Below are 15,077 nucleotides of genomic sequence, written 5' to 3' on the forward strand. Positions count from 1 at the left end.
TTTAATGAAGGTTATAAAAACTTAAATTGCCGAAAAGTAAGATTAATACGTGGTTGTAAAATCTTTGTTGAACGATTTAAACGGTGTTGCCAATATTGTTGAGTCTCACCACGCATCACAATAAGTTGGCCTGGCTGTAGCCATAATTCAACTTTCTCTTTACTTTGAATATGCCTAAAAGAAAATTTACGGGTAGCACCAAAGCTTAAAGAAGCGATAGTTGTCGTTCTTGCCAAAGAAACATCTGAGTCACTATGCCAAGCCATCCCTTGGGTTCCATCTTCATAAAGGTTTGCCAAACAAGAATTAAATTTTTCTGAAAGTATCTGCTCTACCTGTTGTTTTAGTTTGGCCAGTGCTTTGTCCCAAGGCAAAGAATCACGTGCGACACCCGAATATTTATATTGATAGTAGTCATCTCCATACCATGCAACTTTTCGAGCTGTAATAAAATGCTTGCCATACAACTTAGCCTCGTCATGTTTCCATGCGAGGTGTTGATAAAGATAGTGAAAATACTGTTCAGCTTCCTCAGGGCTTAAAATACAACCATAGTCCTGAACTTCACCATCGTAGGGTAATAAATTCTCACAAGGTTCTGGAGAAAATAAATCCAAGGTCATACGGTCTCTCCATGTTGCTTTGACATCTCCCAAGCTAACAATGCCAATTTACGCCCCTTTTGCCAATGATATTCTCCGACCATCCCTGTGGCACGGATCACTCGATGACAGGGAATCAGATATGCAATCGGATTTTTCCCAATTGCTGTAGCAACGGCTCTGACTGCTTTAGGCTTTCCAATTTGCTCTGCAATATCTTGATAAGTACGCAATTGGCCTTCTGGAATGGTGAGCAAGGCTTCCCATACTTGTAGCTGAAATGGGGTTCCAGCCAAATTAAGAGGAAGTTTCTGCTGTAAGTGTTCTGAAAAGTCCTGTTCAAACCACGTTGCAATTTGTTGATGCCAAATCGGTGACTGATTTTTCAATTGAGCTTTCGGAAAGTACTGCTTAATGAGTTGTTCAATATTGTCGTGAGTTTCGATAAATCGAATAGAACATATCCCTTTTTCACTACTGACAACCAACAACTCACCAAAGGGGCTTGTCTCAACTGAATAATTAAGAATAACGCCTTCGCCTTGTTGTTTATATTCACCAGGCGTCATCCCTTCAAGCTGAATAAACAGATCGTGTAAACGTCCTGTGCCAGATAAACCCGTATTTAAAGCAGTTTCTAATAAACTCTGCTGTTGCAACAGATAATATTTAGCCTGTTGCAAACTCATATATTGCACAAATTTTTTCGGGCTAATCCCTACCCATTCCTGAAACTGGCGTTGAATATAACCTGAACTTAAATTCATATGGCTCGCAACATCATCTAGACTGGGTTGCTGGTCTAGATGTTCATATAAATATTCAATCACAGTGGCAATTACAGCAAATTGCCGAGAAGAAAGCATTTGCATGTGTCACCTCCTTAGCACTTATATCTTACATTAAAGTAGCCAAAGCCCTATGACGACCCGATTCTTGCACTCTTCAAAAATAAAAAAGCCTTTCATTGTAGAAAGGCTTCATCATTCAATATGCACTTAAGGCTGCTTTAAATAAGGCCAAGCTGCTTTAAGATAAATAAACATTGACCATAGAGTTAAAATGACTGCCGTATATAATAAAGCATAGGCAAGCATTTCTAATGGCTGCCAATTGAGTAAGAACACACTAATCGCAATCATCTGAAAGGCTGTTTTATATTTACCTACCGTCGATACTGCCACACTGGTTCGTGCGCCAAGTTCTGCCATCCATTCACGTAAAGCAGAAACTGTAATTTCCCGTGAAATAATCACAATTGCGGCAAAAGCCATTGAAATGGTTGGATTCCACTGCACTAAAACAATCAGTGCAGCCGCCACCATGAGCTTATCTGCAACTGGATCTAAAAAACGGCCAAATGCTGAAGTCTGGTTTAAAGTTCGTGCTAAATAGCCATCAAACCAATCGGTAATAGCAGCAAACACAAAAATAGCCGTCAAGATAATATGACGACTCATACTTCCTTCATGCTCACCAATACCCATTGCAGGGGGCCAATACGCGATCACCAAAAATACAGGAATAAGCGCGATACGCGCTAATGTTAGGATATTTGGGATATTCAGGATTCGCCCTGTGGTCATAAACACCGCCAATTAAGTCTTCATGCATCTTGTAACAGACAAAAATACTTTCTTCAATATTGTATCTATCTGTAACAGCCACTTTATACGAAATATATGAATCGAGGAAGTGGACTGCTTAGGTAAATACCGTAACAGTTTGCCGTAAAATTGCAATTAAATGATCATTTTGGTCCCACAGATGGGCATATTCTGTGGAATAACCTTCACCTGCATATTCAGTTACCACTTTATATTTAAACCAGTCACACAATTGATGTTGGAACGGATGGACATAGGTAATGTGCCAAGTTAAAGAACTTGCAGGAGCAACTTGCTTAAACATCGGCAATACACCAGGTGGCCAAATATCCATCAAGACAATTAAATCTGGCAAAGTCATTTGACGATTTTCATGCTTATCGGGATTAAACCTCGACCACCCTCCAAAGTCAGCATACTGACTTCCTGTAACAGGATAATGACCTTCTGCCCAGCATACATCAAAATGTTGATAGCATTCTGGCATTTGTCTAGCAAAAGGAATAGGTTGTAACTCTTCAGGTTGCCTATAAACTGGAACGTTAGGCTCATGTCGCACTTCAATATTCGACGCACGCGGCACACCAAAGCTTGCGACCAAAATCGTTTGTACCGCACCATCTTGCCATAAACGGGTTTCAAGCGTAGTGACCGATTTCCCTTCTCTTAAAATTTCAATAGTCAATTGGGCAGGTCCCTGCTGTACGGGCCCCACAAAAGTAATACTACAGCTTAATAATCTTTTATTTGGATCTTGAATATTGCAGCAGGCTTTTTGCATGAGTAGTCCAGCAACAAGACCACCAAAAACAGTTCGCCCTTGTAGCCATCCTTCGGGTATTTCAATCCATTCCTTTTGTTTTATTTCTTCAAATAATTGCAGTAATGACATTCACTTCCCTAAAGCACTCTGACTCTTGATGAAACATCTTTCATCATTTTAAAGGGAATGTGAATGATCATTCTTGTACTTATATGCCAACTATTTGGTCACTCGGTATAGAAACCTATCTTTATTCATGCAGAATTTTATAAATCGTTCTTGCCATCATTTCACCAAAACCGGGCACAAGAGTAAGTTCTTTTTCGGATGCTTTTAAAACACCTTGGATCCCACCAAAATGAGTTAATAAATCTCGACGGCGCTTTGGACCCAACCCTGGAATTGCTTCCAAAACTGAGGTACTACGGCGTTTATCACGTTTAGCACGATGTTTAGTAATCGCAAAACGATGGGCCTCATCACGCACCTGCTGAATCAAATGTAATGCCTTATGGTCTTCTGGCAACTGGATTTTTGTGCCATCAGTAAAATGTAGAGTTTCAAGTCCGGGTTTACGCCCTTCACCTTTAGATACACCCACCATAAAAGCATCTAGCCCAAGCTCTTGCATAACCTCCATCGCCATATGGAGTTGGCCTTTACCACCATCAATCAACAGCAAATCAGGCAATATGGCCTTTTTATAACGTCGTGTTAAAGTTTGACGCATAGCAGCATAGTCATCGCCTGCTGTAATGTCTTGAATGGCAAATTGGCGATAGTCACGCTTACGAGCGCCCCCTTGATCAAACACGACACATGAGGCAATTGGAGCTTCACCCATGGTATGACTAATATCAAAACACTCAATACGATCGACAGGTCTTCCCACTACTTGCTCTAACTGATGGAAACGTTCATTCAGTTCTAAATGATTACTCAATTGCCCTTTAATGGCATGTTGAACGTTCATTTCAGCTAACTCTAACCACTCGGCACGAGTTTCTCGAACATTACTCTTAATCTGAACCTTTTTACCAAACTGCTGTGCCAACGCATCTTCTAATTCTTTACAGTCAGGCAAAGCAATATTTACGATAAGCTCATTCGGTACTTCATCTGCAACCTGAAAATAAAAGTTCGCCATAAAGTCACTCAGCATTTGCCCAAGATCATCACCCAGCATGTCTGGGAAATAGCTTTTCCCACCTAGCATTCGCCCGTTGCGTACATACATAATTTGCACGCATGTCACACCTGCTTGATATGCAATTGCCAGGATATCCGCTTCACCTTTGACTTTAAACACGGCTTGTTGCGCTTGAACTTCACGCAGTAAAGACAATCGATCACGGTAAAAAACAGCTTTTTCAAATTCAAGCTCAGCCGCTGCTTGTTCCATTTTGGCAATGAGCTCTTGATTAAGCTCTTTGGTATCACCTTGCAAAAAGCGAATACTATTATTAACGTCTTCTTTATAATCTTCGGGAGAAATCAGACCTACACACGGGGCTGAACACCGCTTGATTTGATATTGCAAACATGGACGCTTGCGCTGTGAGAAATAGCTATTTTCACACTGACGTACATTAAAAAGTTTTTGCAAAACCAGTAACGTATCGCGTGCACTATAGGCACTTGGATAGGGGCCAAAAAACTTACCAATTTGGTGCTTACCTTTACCACGTCCGCTCGCAAGCCGAGGATAAGGCTTATCGGCCGAAACAAAAATATAGACATACGACTTATCGTCCCGCAGCATAATGTTATACGGCGGACGATGTTGTTTAATTAAATTTTGTTCTAGGAGTAAAGCTTCAGTTTCTGAACGAGTAACTAAAGTTTCAATATCATAAATTCGTGCAACTAAAGCTTGTGTTTTAGGATGCTCAATCGTTTTAACAAAATAACTCGACACCCGATTTTTTAGATTTTTTGCTTTGCCGACATATAATAATTCGCCCTCCTTCCCTAGCATTTTATAAACACCTGGAAGCTGGGTCATGTTGGCTAAAATTTTTTCAATATGAGGACGAGCGTTTTGATTCACTATTGGCATGCATGGCTTAATACTGAATACCTAATGTGATGTTTTCACCCCTACTTTTCAAGTGCTTTACTGTGCCAGAACATAAATTTGGAAACAGATTTAGATATGACCCGACAGATTGTGTCGTACTTGCTTAAGAATCTAGACGATAGTAGCTATATTTAACGTCTTTTTCTTTATAGACCGCATAGGTTTTTTGACGAAAATCTGAGAACCAACCATTGCCTGTGTAACCTGCAATATGACCATAAGTGTGTCCACTTGTTCGCTCAATAATATAAATATCGCCTTCTTCTGGACGGTTAAAAGCAGGTTTAATTTTCTTATAACCGTTCTTCTCAAGTGTATGTCCCCAGTCTGAAGCTGCTACCGGATGCTTAGACACATCGGCGCCTGCTGCTTGTAAAGCAATACGAATATTTTTGGCGCATTTCTCTTTACTATGGTTGGCAGATATACTTTCAAGCTTACTTGAGAACTTATGCAAATTAATATTTTGGTCTTCAGTTTTATGATTTTGAGTTTTAGATCGTTTAGATTTTTCAGTTGTCGAAGCTGCTTGTCTTAACATCACTTTTGTTTTTAAATCGCCTTGAGAACTTTCTTCTTTTCTCTCTTCGATATGATGAACATGTGCATGAGCTGCGTGATGAGCATGAGCCATTTTAAAACCTACTTCCGCTGACCAGTCTTCGAAAAAACCGCGCCATTGTAGAATCAAAATTGCCTATTGGCTTTTAATAGTTGTAACAAATTGCCAGCACTGTGAAATAGGTCACAAAAGTTATTAGATACTTTATGTCATAAAAAAACGCCCTTTCGGGCGTAATAAATAAAACTATTTTTCTATAATTACTGGGTTAAAGATTCACCTTTCCAAGTCTTAATCATAGCATCCGCAGCATTTTCAGTGACAAAGTCACAATATTTACCTACATACGGTGGAACATATTCGTCCACACCCGACTTATGGTGGTACTGCCCAGAATATTCGGTATCGTTTATTGTAAATTTCATTGCTAATAATAACTCATCGCGCGACCAGTTAATACCTTGCCATGTTCCCATTACAGGCGCAGTAGCATTTGATTCTGTATATAAAGGTGCAGTACCGTCACTAGAGAACCCAATATAATCTTTATTGCTGTAGGTTTTATTAATCATCCAACAGGTGGAACCTTTCGGAAAATTAGCTACATTTTGTTGTAATAATGCATTGTAATAATCTTCAAAAAAGCCCTGTTGACTAAATGGTAATGACTCATAAATCCACTGGCCTAAATACTTAGTCACTGGTTGACCTGAAATATCAATTTTAACTAAATCTTGATTTAGAAATAAATTATCGCTTTTCACTAAGTTGGCAGGTTGATAGTTTAAAGCTGTATCAGAAAATTGGACTTGAGAACCTAACAAATACCATGTGCCATCAGTTGTTTTAATCGGATCTAAGGTCACTCCCTGATCAGTGAAATAATGCTGACTAAGTTCATAACCTAATGGATGATTATCAGGATAACTTATATAAATCTTATTATCCTGAATCTTATAATTTTTCTTCTCAATTACTGGATTCCCAGCGATCTGACCCACAGAAAAACCAACCAGTCTCTCACTTTGTTCCTCTGTCTCATCATCACATGCTGAAAGGCTTAATATACATAAACATGAAAGTAGTATTTTTTTCATTTTATTCCTCGATTCAAATTATTAATATAATATAATCTGAATTATCAATAATTTTCTCTTTTTATCAATCTAAAATTAAATATTCAGATAAAAAGCATTATATTTTTATTAAGAACTATTTTATAAAATTTTAATCTTAGACTAAGCAAAATCATATAATTAAATAAGATGACTCACTGCTATTATCTTTTTCCTAAATTATTTTATAGTCTTTTTTATTTTTTCTTTTAGAAAAGAGAACTAAAATTTTCATGCTAAATTAATCTAAAAACCTTCAATATTAAATCCTAATCATTCACATCACGAATCTTTATAAAAGTTTTGTGGTAATTAGACTAGCAGGTTAAATTCCATTGAAATATCCCATGCCCTTACAAGAAATGATATCAAATATTGAACATATTTCTGATGAACACACCATCTATGCTGAACAACCTTGGGATATTACATCCAAAGCAATTGCTCTATCAAACGATGAAAAGATGGAAGTTTTTATCAAGGATACGTGCTACAGCTATTTTCTTGAAGTATTTATTATCAAAGAGTTAATAGAAGACTTAGATGACTCTTTAAGTAATCAAGACGTTGTATTTAAGATCGTTCAATACGCAATAAATGATGCATGATGAATATCATTATTTAAAATAAAAACGCCCTTAAGGGCGCTTTTATTAAAATACATATGGTCGAACAAAAATCAGGAAGAAAATCCCAAGCATGAGGAACCATTTTAAGAAGTAATACAACTTACGGTTCTTAGCTTTTAAAGCTTTAGCTTTAATACGAATTTGATAGACATAACCAAAAGCTTTATTTAGGCCACCTGTTTGGTCGCCTGTTTCATTCGGTGAACTTGCCGCAGTCATCACATTACGACCAAACCAATGGTTGAAACGCTCCATCCATTTTACTTTCATTGGACGTTCAACGTCTGCAAAGAAAATAATACGGTTTTGATCAGTCTTATTTTCAGCATAGTGAATATAAGTTTCATCAAACACGACACTTTGACCATCACGCCAAGAATATCTTTCGCCATCGACGTCAATAAAACAACGATCATCATTTGGTGTAATTAGACCTAAGTGATAACGCAAAGAACCTGCATACGGATCACGGTGTCTTACCAAACGGCTGTCAGGTGCAAGCTCGGTAAACATTGCTGCTTTAATTGTCGGCAATGTTTTAAGAAGTGCTGTAGTTTTTGGGCAAAGCTCAGCAGCAGATGGATGACTCGATTCATACCATTTAAGGTAAAAACGCTTCCAACCTGTTTTAAAGAATGAGTTAAAACCTAAATCGTTATAGGTACTTGAAGCTTTAATCCCACCTTGGTCATATAAAGCTTTCGCTTCATCTCGAATCATTTCCCAATTTTCATCCAGCACTTTTAAATCTTTAAAATGCTGTGTATCGATATAAGGTTGATTCGGCACCTTTGAAAAGATGTACATTAAAAAGTTAATCGGTGCGAGCAAGGTTGAATGGTCAAAAAATTGACGATAAAACGAGTGACGCACTTTGCCGCGATGTTGGATATACAATGCTGATATCACAAAAATCGCTAATATGATCCACTTAATCATATAGTTACTCGCATTTAAGCATCTTTAAAGATACTTCGAAGGAATTTGAAATTGAGGGAATAATAACAAAGTCTCGAAGAAAATTCAGACCTAGATCAGCAAGTATTATTTTTTGGCTAAATAGAAATCTCAAAAATAACCATTTTTGAGATTTCTCAAACTCAACTTCCAAAGTTAGTCTTGATATGGTTTCCAATCTAATCCAGTCAGAGAAACAAGTGCTTTTGCAGCGGTTTCATTGTAGGCATAACAACCAGATTTCAATTGAGCAATTGTTAATTGGGCAAAACGGAGCTCTTCAGGATCATCTGTATTTTTTAAATATATTTCCCAATGCTTAATCTCTTGATCAGCAGTCCAAGCAATGTTACTCGTATAATTTGCTTTATAGAGCTTACCTTGATATTGCACCCCAACACCATCACCAATAGCAAAACCTAAAGTAGTATCATAAATCGTTGTCCATAGAACATTTTGCCATGATCCCTTAACTGCTTTATAAGTAAAACCAAATGGATTTGTTTGATTCAAATAATTAAGATAAGGACCATTTTCAGCATCAAACTGATCAAAACTTTGATTAATTTCATAGTTTTGATCAATATTAAATGCAAATGTTTCTTGATTAGATTTTTTTGAAACTAAACGATAACAGCTACTCCCTTGAGGGAATTTATTCTGTCCATAGGTAGTAAGAAATAGACGCCCATTAGTCGTACTTTCATCACTCACTGAAAAGCCTAATGCTCGATATCCTGGCAAGACAGTATCAAACATATTCTTATCAGATAAATCAACTCTTTGAAATTTCCAATCCTCTTTAACTTCTCCAATGATATCTAATCTCCAATCTGTCATTGAATTAAAATTCATGACATTGAGTGCTTTATCAGTAGGGAAATAGAGTTTTTTCTCTGTTAACAAATACTCATTTAAAGCTTGATTAGAGGAGCCATCTATTGATTTTTTATTAAAAATTTCAAAATAAGCATTATTTAGCTCATCTGTTTTTTCATTAGCATTGTAATCCATAAAATAATAACGCGTACCATCCGCAATAGAATCTTGTGATGTACCACTTTGGTTGTTATTTGCAGAATTATTATCACTAGAACCACCGCCTCCACATGCACTCAACATAAAAGGAAGGATAGCCAAAATCATAAATTTATTTTTTAACATAATAGATACTTTATTGAACATTTTTATAACACAAAGTTTATCCAAAGATAAAAAAATAGACAATACTGTCTGTCTAATAATTCACACAAAATATTAATTTTTATTACTAGACCAAAAATAATTTATTAATTGTCTACTACATTTCCCAGCTTTATCTTACCCCTTCTTAACAAGAAGCTTTTACAATTAAAAATATATTTTTCATAAATATAGATTAAAAAAATTATTTAAAAATAATTGATGACCCTTGCGTCACGGCTTGATACAACTTGTCAGGTTTTTTTTAGATATAGTTATCGTAAGATTAGCGAAGCATAAATGTGTACCGAAGCTGTACACACGCTTCATAACATCAACTTAGAAGTCCTCCAAAACTAAGGAGATCAGGCATGATCCACGCTGGCAATGCCATTACCGTCCAAATGCTTTCGGACGGAATTGCAGAATTCCGCTTTGACTTACAAGGTGAGTCGGTCAATAAATTTAACCGTGCAACAATTGAAGATTTCCAAGCTGCTATTGCTGCGGTAAAAGCAAATAATGATATTAAAGGCTTAGTTGTTACCTCGGGCAAAACAACATTTATTGTTGGGGCAGATATTACCGAATTTGGTGAAAACTTCGCACAAGGCGAAAAAGCGATTGTTGACTGGCTTATGCCTGTTCACGAAATCTTCAATAGCTTTGAAGATTTAGAGATTCCAAAAGTTGCTGCTATTAACGGTATGGCGTTAGGCGGCGGTTTTGAAATGTGTTTAGTTTGTGACTATCGTGTGATGTCAGAAGCTGCACAAGTGGGCTTACCGGAAATTAAACTTGGTATTTACCCAGGTTTTGGCGGTAGCGTACGTTTAAGCCGTCTTATCGGTATCGACAACGCGGTTGAATGGATGGCGATGGCTGCTCCTAAAAAACCGGCTGCTGCACTAAAAGATGGTGCTGTAGATGCGGTTGTAGCTGCTGATAAATTACTTGAAGCTGCAACTGACTTAGTTAAGCAAGCAATTTCTGGTCGTTTGAACTGGAAAGCAAAACGTCAAGAAAAACTTGATGCTGTAAAATTGAACCCACTTGAACAAATGATGGCGTTCAACACAGCAAAAGGTGCTGTACTTGCTAAAGCGAATCCGGCTCAATACCCTGCTCCAAAATTATTACTTGATTCATTACAAGCGGGTGCAAGCCTTGCGCGTGACGAAGCATTAAAAGCTGAAGCTGAAGGCTTTGCGAAAGCAGCCATTACTCCACAAGCTGGCGCATTGATTGGTTTATTCCTCAATGACCAAGTTGTTAAGAAAACTGCTAAAAAACATGAAAAAGGTGCACACCCTGTAAACCAAGCAGCTGTACTTGGTGCTGGTATCATGGGTGGTGGTATTGCTTACCAAGCAGCAAGCAAAGGTACACCAATTATCATGAAAGATATTGGTAATCCACAACTTGCTCTAGGTATGAAAGAAGCAAACAGCTTGTTAACTAAACAAGTTGAACGCAAGAAAATGAAACCTGCGCAAATGGGTGAAACCCTTGCACGTATCCGTCCTACTTTAAGCTACGATGAGTTTAAAGAAGTTGATATCGTGATCGAAGCAGTTACAGAAAATCCAAAAGTAAAAGAAATGGTACTTGCGGATACTGAGAAGAATGTTCGTGAAAATACAATCATTGCTTCTAATACTTCTACAATTTCAATCACGCGTTTAGCAAAAGCCTTACAACGTCCTGAAAACTTCGTTGGTATGCACTTCTTCAACCCAGTTCACATGATGCCGCTTGTAGAAGTGATTCGTGGTGAAAAGACTTCTGAAGAGGCGATTGCAACAACTGTGGTTCTTGCTCAAAAAATGGGTAAAACACCGATCGTTGTTAACGACTGCCCAGGGTTCTTGGTTAACCGTGTATTGTTCCCTTACTTTGGTGCATTCGACCTTCTTGTAAAAGACGGTGCAGACTTCCAACAAGTTGACAATGTAATGTCTAAGTTTGGCTGGCCAATGGGTCCTGCTTACCTCATCGACGTTGTAGGTATCGACACGGGTGTACATGGCGCAGAAGTCATGGCTGAAGGTTTCCCAGACCGTATGAAGCCAGACTACAAAGGTTCAATCCAAGCAATGTACGAAGCTAAACGTCTTGGTCAAAAGAATGACGTTGGTTTCTACAAATACGAACTCGATAAGAAAGGCAAAAAAGCAAAAACTGTTGATCCAACAGCGTATGAAATCATTGCTCCTTTCGTCACTGGTGAAAAACGCGAGTTTGATAACCAAGAAATCATTGACCGCATGATGCTTGCTTTCTGTAACGAAACAGTTCGTTGCTTAGAAGACAACATTGTTGCAACTGCTGCTGAAGCAGACATGGCAATGATTATGGGTGTAGGTTTCCCTCCATTCCGTGGTGGTCCATGTCGTTATATCGACCAGACAGGTGTTGCTGAATATGTTGCACTTTGCGACAAATATGCACACTTAGGTAAGGCTTATGAAGCGCCACAAATGTTGCGCGACATGGCTGCTAACAACAAAAAATTCTACGGTTAAGGAGCAACGTGAATGGCTACTTTAAATCCACGTGACGTTGTCATCGTTGATGGCGTACGTTCTGCAATGGGTAAAACCAAAAACGGTATGTTCCGTAATGTACGTGCTGACAGCTTATCTGCTGAATTGGTTCGTGCACTCGTTGCTCGTAACCAGTTTGATGTAAACGAAGTTGAAGACCTAATCTGGGGCTGTGTAAACCAGACTCTAGAACAAGGTATGAATATTGGCCGTAACATCGGCTTATTGGCTGACTTACCAAAAACTGTTGCTGGTCAAACAGTAAACCGTCTTTGCGGTTCTTCTATGCAAGCGCTTCATACTGCTGCTGCACAGATTGCAACCAACCAAGGTGATATCTTCATTATTGGTGGTGTAGAGCACATGGGCCACGTAGGTATGATGCACGGCATCGACTTAAACCCAGAAGCATCTAAGCACTATGCAAAAGCATCTAACATGATGGGCTTAACTGCTGAAATGTTAGGTCGCATGAATGGCATTAGCCGTGAAGAGCAAGACGCTTTTGGTGTTGAATCTCACCGCCGTGCTTGGGCTGCAACTCAAGAAGGCCGTTTCAAAAACGAAATCGTTGGTGTTGAAGGCCACGATGCAAATGGCTTTAAAATCCTTTGCGACATCGACGAAGTAATTCGTCCAGATGCAAACCTTGAAGCGTTCAAAGCATTACGTCCTGTATTCGATCCGAAAGGCGGTACTGTAACTGCGGCTACATCTTCAGCTTTATCTGACGGTGCTTCTGCAATGTTGCTTATGTCTGCTGAGCGCGCACAAGCGTTAGGTTTAAAACCACGCGCTGTCATTCGCTCTATGGCTGTTGCAGGTTGTGATGCTGCAATCATGGGTTATGGTCCAGTTCCAGCAACTCAGAAAGCGCTTAAACGTGCTGGTTTAACGATAGCTGATATTCAAACTATCGAGTTAAACGAAGCATTCGCTGCTCAAGGCTTATCAGTAATGAAAGGCTTAGGTATTTATGACAAGCAAGACATCATTAACTTAAATGGTGGTGCGATTGCTTTGGGTCACCCACTAGGCTGTTCTGGTGCACGTATCACCACTACGTTGTTGAACGTAATGGAACAACAAGATACTCAAATCGGTCTTGCGACCATGTGTATCGGCCTTGGTCAAGGTATTGCAACAGTAATCGAACGTGTTTAATTAACACCAAGATAAAAAAATCCCCGCTCAATGCGGGGATTTTTATTTTATCGGCCTTTTAACCCATCTTGAATTTGCTGTTGTAAATTTATGAGGTCAGTAAGGTTAACTTTCATCGTACCTTCACGGTAAGCATCGACATTACTTCGGTTAATGTTCAAAGGTCTTAACATTTCAAAAATACCGTTGGTTGGATCAGAAGACTGTATCCCCCCTGCTACCGCTAAAATGTATTGTTGTAAGAATGGAGAAAGTTGAGACAAATCAGGCTGTGCCATAACTGGCTGATAATCTACCGTAGTCATGCCTTCAGGCACCAAAGCATTTTGTATATCGTAATGCGTTTTATACTCACGATGTTGCAGAGCCTGACGCACTTTTTTATCTTCTTGGAAGGGTACAAATCCCACCTCTTCACGTAGCTCAGATTCAGCCATAACGCGAATTGTTGGTAAAGTCGCTACTTCCTCTGCTTGAACAGTCGGTAAACCCATAAAAGCAAATGCAGCAATGAAAGCTGATTGTTTTAGAAAGTTCATAACTTGCTCCAAAAATCATTCACCCTATTCAAATTAAAAAGATGATGATTAAATTAAAAGTATCTATAAATAGGCTACAACAAAGTCGAATTTGATTCAGTAATGCTCAGATAAACGGTAAATATAATTAAATTTTTTAATGTAATAGTAGGGTTCTTCTATTTATTAAAACCGCATTCTAATAAAACACTCTATAACTTGAACAAAAGTGTTCAGATTATAGAGTGCGATTTATCTTATAGATCTTATTGGCTCTCTAACATCTCTTTTAAAGAATCAACTAATTGCGGAAATTTCGTATAACCTTCTCGTCCTAAAAAGTGCCCACCATTAGGTACTGTAATGTACGGCGCACCAATTTCTTTCGCTAATTCAATAGTCAGTTTAGGCGGAACCAAATCATCATTATCAGACAAATACACCAGCTTTTTCTTTATGCCCTTAAAGTAATTTGTATCGACTTTACTCTTCGTTATATAACTATTAAGTACAGAAGAATCTGAAATGAAACCAGAGAATCCAGATACTAAAATCATTCCTCCAATATTTTGATACTCATGTCTTTGCAAAAAGTGCAGTAACGTAATCACCCCTAAACTGTGCGCAACAAAATAGGTACTTTCATCCACCTTAGGGATCTGTTGATCTAAAACCTTCTGCCATGCCTCTACGTCCGGATTCTCAGAATCTGGAAATGGAATTAGGGTAACAGAAGTGTGTTCATCTTCTATTTGATGCTTTAAATTTTGAAACCAGTGATCATTTATAGAAGCAGAATAACCGTGAAGCACAAATATTTGACGCATGTTGTTCTCCTGAAGTTCAAGTGTTTTGGCATTTGCAACAGATGTCATTAATCCAAATAACACCAATAAAATGAGTTTTCTCATCATGGAACAAGTATCATTTTGAAAGATAAAAATATGCTAAACTATGACACCACTGTTAAGGTCAACCCCATTTTATGAACTTAGCTAAAGTTGCCGAGCTCACAAAAGTAAGCCCTCGTATGCTACGTTATTACGAGAGTTTAGGGCTTATACAGCCTCATCGGGCAAGCAATAACTATCGAAGTTATACTCAAAAAGATATTGATAATATTAAGAAAATTAAAATATTAAATGATGCGGGCATGCATCTAAAAGATATTCAGGTCTTACTGCCTTGTTTTGATTTAGATGAACGCGTATTTACACTGTGTTCAGTGGTTCAAGAAAAACTGCAAACTGAACTCATGCATGTGTCTGACCAGTTAAACAAACTACAAACTTCTCAAAGTTTATTACAATCTTTTTTAACCAAAGGAAAAGTCGAGAGCACCAAATCATAAT

The 15,077-nt window shown here is 38.2% G+C and carries 15 protein-coding genes; 4 read left to right on the forward strand and 11 right to left on the reverse strand.

All coding sequences use genetic code 11. The features are described 5' to 3' along the window. Nucleotides 1–11 precede the first annotated feature (11 nt). The 7 genes from KTI79_RS17125 to KTI79_RS17160 form a co-directional block, all read right to left on the reverse strand. On the reverse strand, nucleotides 12–623 hold the full coding sequence (locus KTI79_RS17125) for an alpha-ketoglutarate-dependent dioxygenase AlkB family protein (protein ID WP_017402599.1): 612 nt from the start codon (nucleotides 621–623) through the stop codon (nucleotides 12–14). Further along, nucleotides 620–1,474, reverse strand: coding sequence for a methylated-DNA--[protein]-cysteine S-methyltransferase (locus tag KTI79_RS17130; RefSeq protein ID WP_032054270.1), 855 nt, complete (start codon nucleotides 1,472–1,474; stop codon nucleotides 620–622). Before KTI79_RS17130 ends, KTI79_RS17125 begins: the two co-directional genes overlap by 4 nt. 126 nt (nucleotides 1,475–1,600) lie before the next feature. After that, complete coding sequence (pgsA, locus tag KTI79_RS17140) at nucleotides 1,601–2,188, reverse strand: CDP-diacylglycerol--glycerol-3-phosphate 3-phosphatidyltransferase (RefSeq protein ID WP_002114808.1); 588 nt, start codon at nucleotides 2,186–2,188, stop codon at nucleotides 1,601–1,603. 118 nt (nucleotides 2,189–2,306) lie between these two features. Continuing rightward, nucleotides 2,307–3,101, reverse strand: coding sequence for a thioesterase family protein (locus tag KTI79_RS17145; RefSeq protein WP_032054269.1), 795 nt, complete (start codon nucleotides 3,099–3,101; stop codon nucleotides 2,307–2,309). Nucleotides 3,102–3,222: 121 nt separating this feature from the next. Continuing rightward, entirely contained in the window at nucleotides 3,223–5,022 is a 1,800-nt protein-coding gene (gene uvrC / locus KTI79_RS17150; protein ID WP_032054268.1) for an excinuclease ABC subunit UvrC, read from the reverse strand. A gap of 133 nt (nucleotides 5,023–5,155) precedes the next feature. Beyond that, nucleotides 5,156–5,686 (reverse strand): hypothetical protein, encoded by a 531-nt coding sequence (locus KTI79_RS17155; protein WP_032054267.1) that lies wholly within the window; start codon nucleotides 5,684–5,686, stop codon nucleotides 5,156–5,158. Between the two features lie 188 nt (nucleotides 5,687–5,874). Next, on the reverse strand, nucleotides 5,875–6,711 hold the full coding sequence (locus tag KTI79_RS17160) for a hypothetical protein (RefSeq protein WP_032054266.1): 837 nt from the start codon (nucleotides 6,709–6,711) through the stop codon (nucleotides 5,875–5,877). Between the two features lie 365 nt (nucleotides 6,712–7,076). On the opposite strand from KTI79_RS17160, the gene KTI79_RS17165 reads away from it, so the two are divergent. Beyond that, a complete protein-coding gene (locus tag KTI79_RS17165) occupies nucleotides 7,077–7,337 on the forward strand; it encodes a hypothetical protein (RefSeq protein ID WP_032054265.1) in 261 nt (86 codons plus the stop codon). A gap of 45 nt (nucleotides 7,338–7,382) precedes the next feature. On the opposite strand, the gene lpxO is transcribed toward KTI79_RS17165, so the two are convergent. Then, a complete protein-coding gene (gene lpxO / locus KTI79_RS17170) occupies nucleotides 7,383–8,297 on the reverse strand; it encodes a lipid A hydroxylase LpxO (RefSeq protein ID WP_000598899.1) in 915 nt (304 codons plus the stop codon). Nucleotides 8,298–8,471: 174 nt separating this feature from the next. After that, nucleotides 8,472–9,479, reverse strand: coding sequence for a hypothetical protein (locus KTI79_RS17175; protein WP_171073830.1), 1,008 nt, complete (start codon nucleotides 9,477–9,479; stop codon nucleotides 8,472–8,474). Between the two features lie 389 nt (nucleotides 9,480–9,868). On the opposite strand from KTI79_RS17175, the gene fadB reads away from it, so the two are divergent. Together fadB and fadA are read left to right on the forward strand one after the other, a co-directional pair. Beyond that, nucleotides 9,869–12,022, forward strand: a complete 2,154-nt coding sequence (gene fadB, locus KTI79_RS17180) for a fatty acid oxidation complex subunit alpha FadB (RefSeq protein WP_032054263.1) — start codon at nucleotides 9,869–9,871, stop codon at nucleotides 12,020–12,022. A gap of 12 nt (nucleotides 12,023–12,034) precedes the next feature. Further along, complete coding sequence (gene fadA, locus KTI79_RS17185) at nucleotides 12,035–13,207, forward strand: acetyl-CoA C-acyltransferase FadA (RefSeq protein WP_032054262.1); 1,173 nt, start codon at nucleotides 12,035–12,037, stop codon at nucleotides 13,205–13,207. Between the two features lie 47 nt (nucleotides 13,208–13,254). Here fadA and KTI79_RS17190 read toward each other — a convergent pair whose 3' ends face one another. Both KTI79_RS17190 and KTI79_RS17195 read right to left on the reverse strand, forming a co-directional pair. Continuing rightward, a complete protein-coding gene (locus KTI79_RS17190) occupies nucleotides 13,255–13,746 on the reverse strand; it encodes a hypothetical protein (RefSeq protein WP_032054261.1) in 492 nt (163 codons plus the stop codon). A gap of 245 nt (nucleotides 13,747–13,991) precedes the next feature. After that, nucleotides 13,992–14,639 (reverse strand): RBBP9/YdeN family alpha/beta hydrolase, encoded by a 648-nt coding sequence (locus KTI79_RS17195; RefSeq protein WP_079284235.1) that lies wholly within the window; start codon nucleotides 14,637–14,639, stop codon nucleotides 13,992–13,994. A 71-nt stretch (nucleotides 14,640–14,710) separates the two neighbouring features. On the opposite strand from KTI79_RS17195, the gene KTI79_RS17200 reads away from it, so the two are divergent. Then, on the forward strand, nucleotides 14,711–15,076 hold the full coding sequence (locus tag KTI79_RS17200; RefSeq protein ID WP_032054259.1) for a MerR family transcriptional regulator: 366 nt from the start codon (nucleotides 14,711–14,713) through the stop codon (nucleotides 15,074–15,076). The last annotated feature ends 1 nt before the right edge of the window (nucleotide 15,077 follow it).

Source organism: Acinetobacter sp. WU_MDCI_Abxd143 (assembly GCF_025514195.1).
GTDB classification, from domain to species: domain Bacteria; phylum Pseudomonadota; class Gammaproteobacteria; order Pseudomonadales; family Moraxellaceae; genus Acinetobacter; species Acinetobacter pittii_H.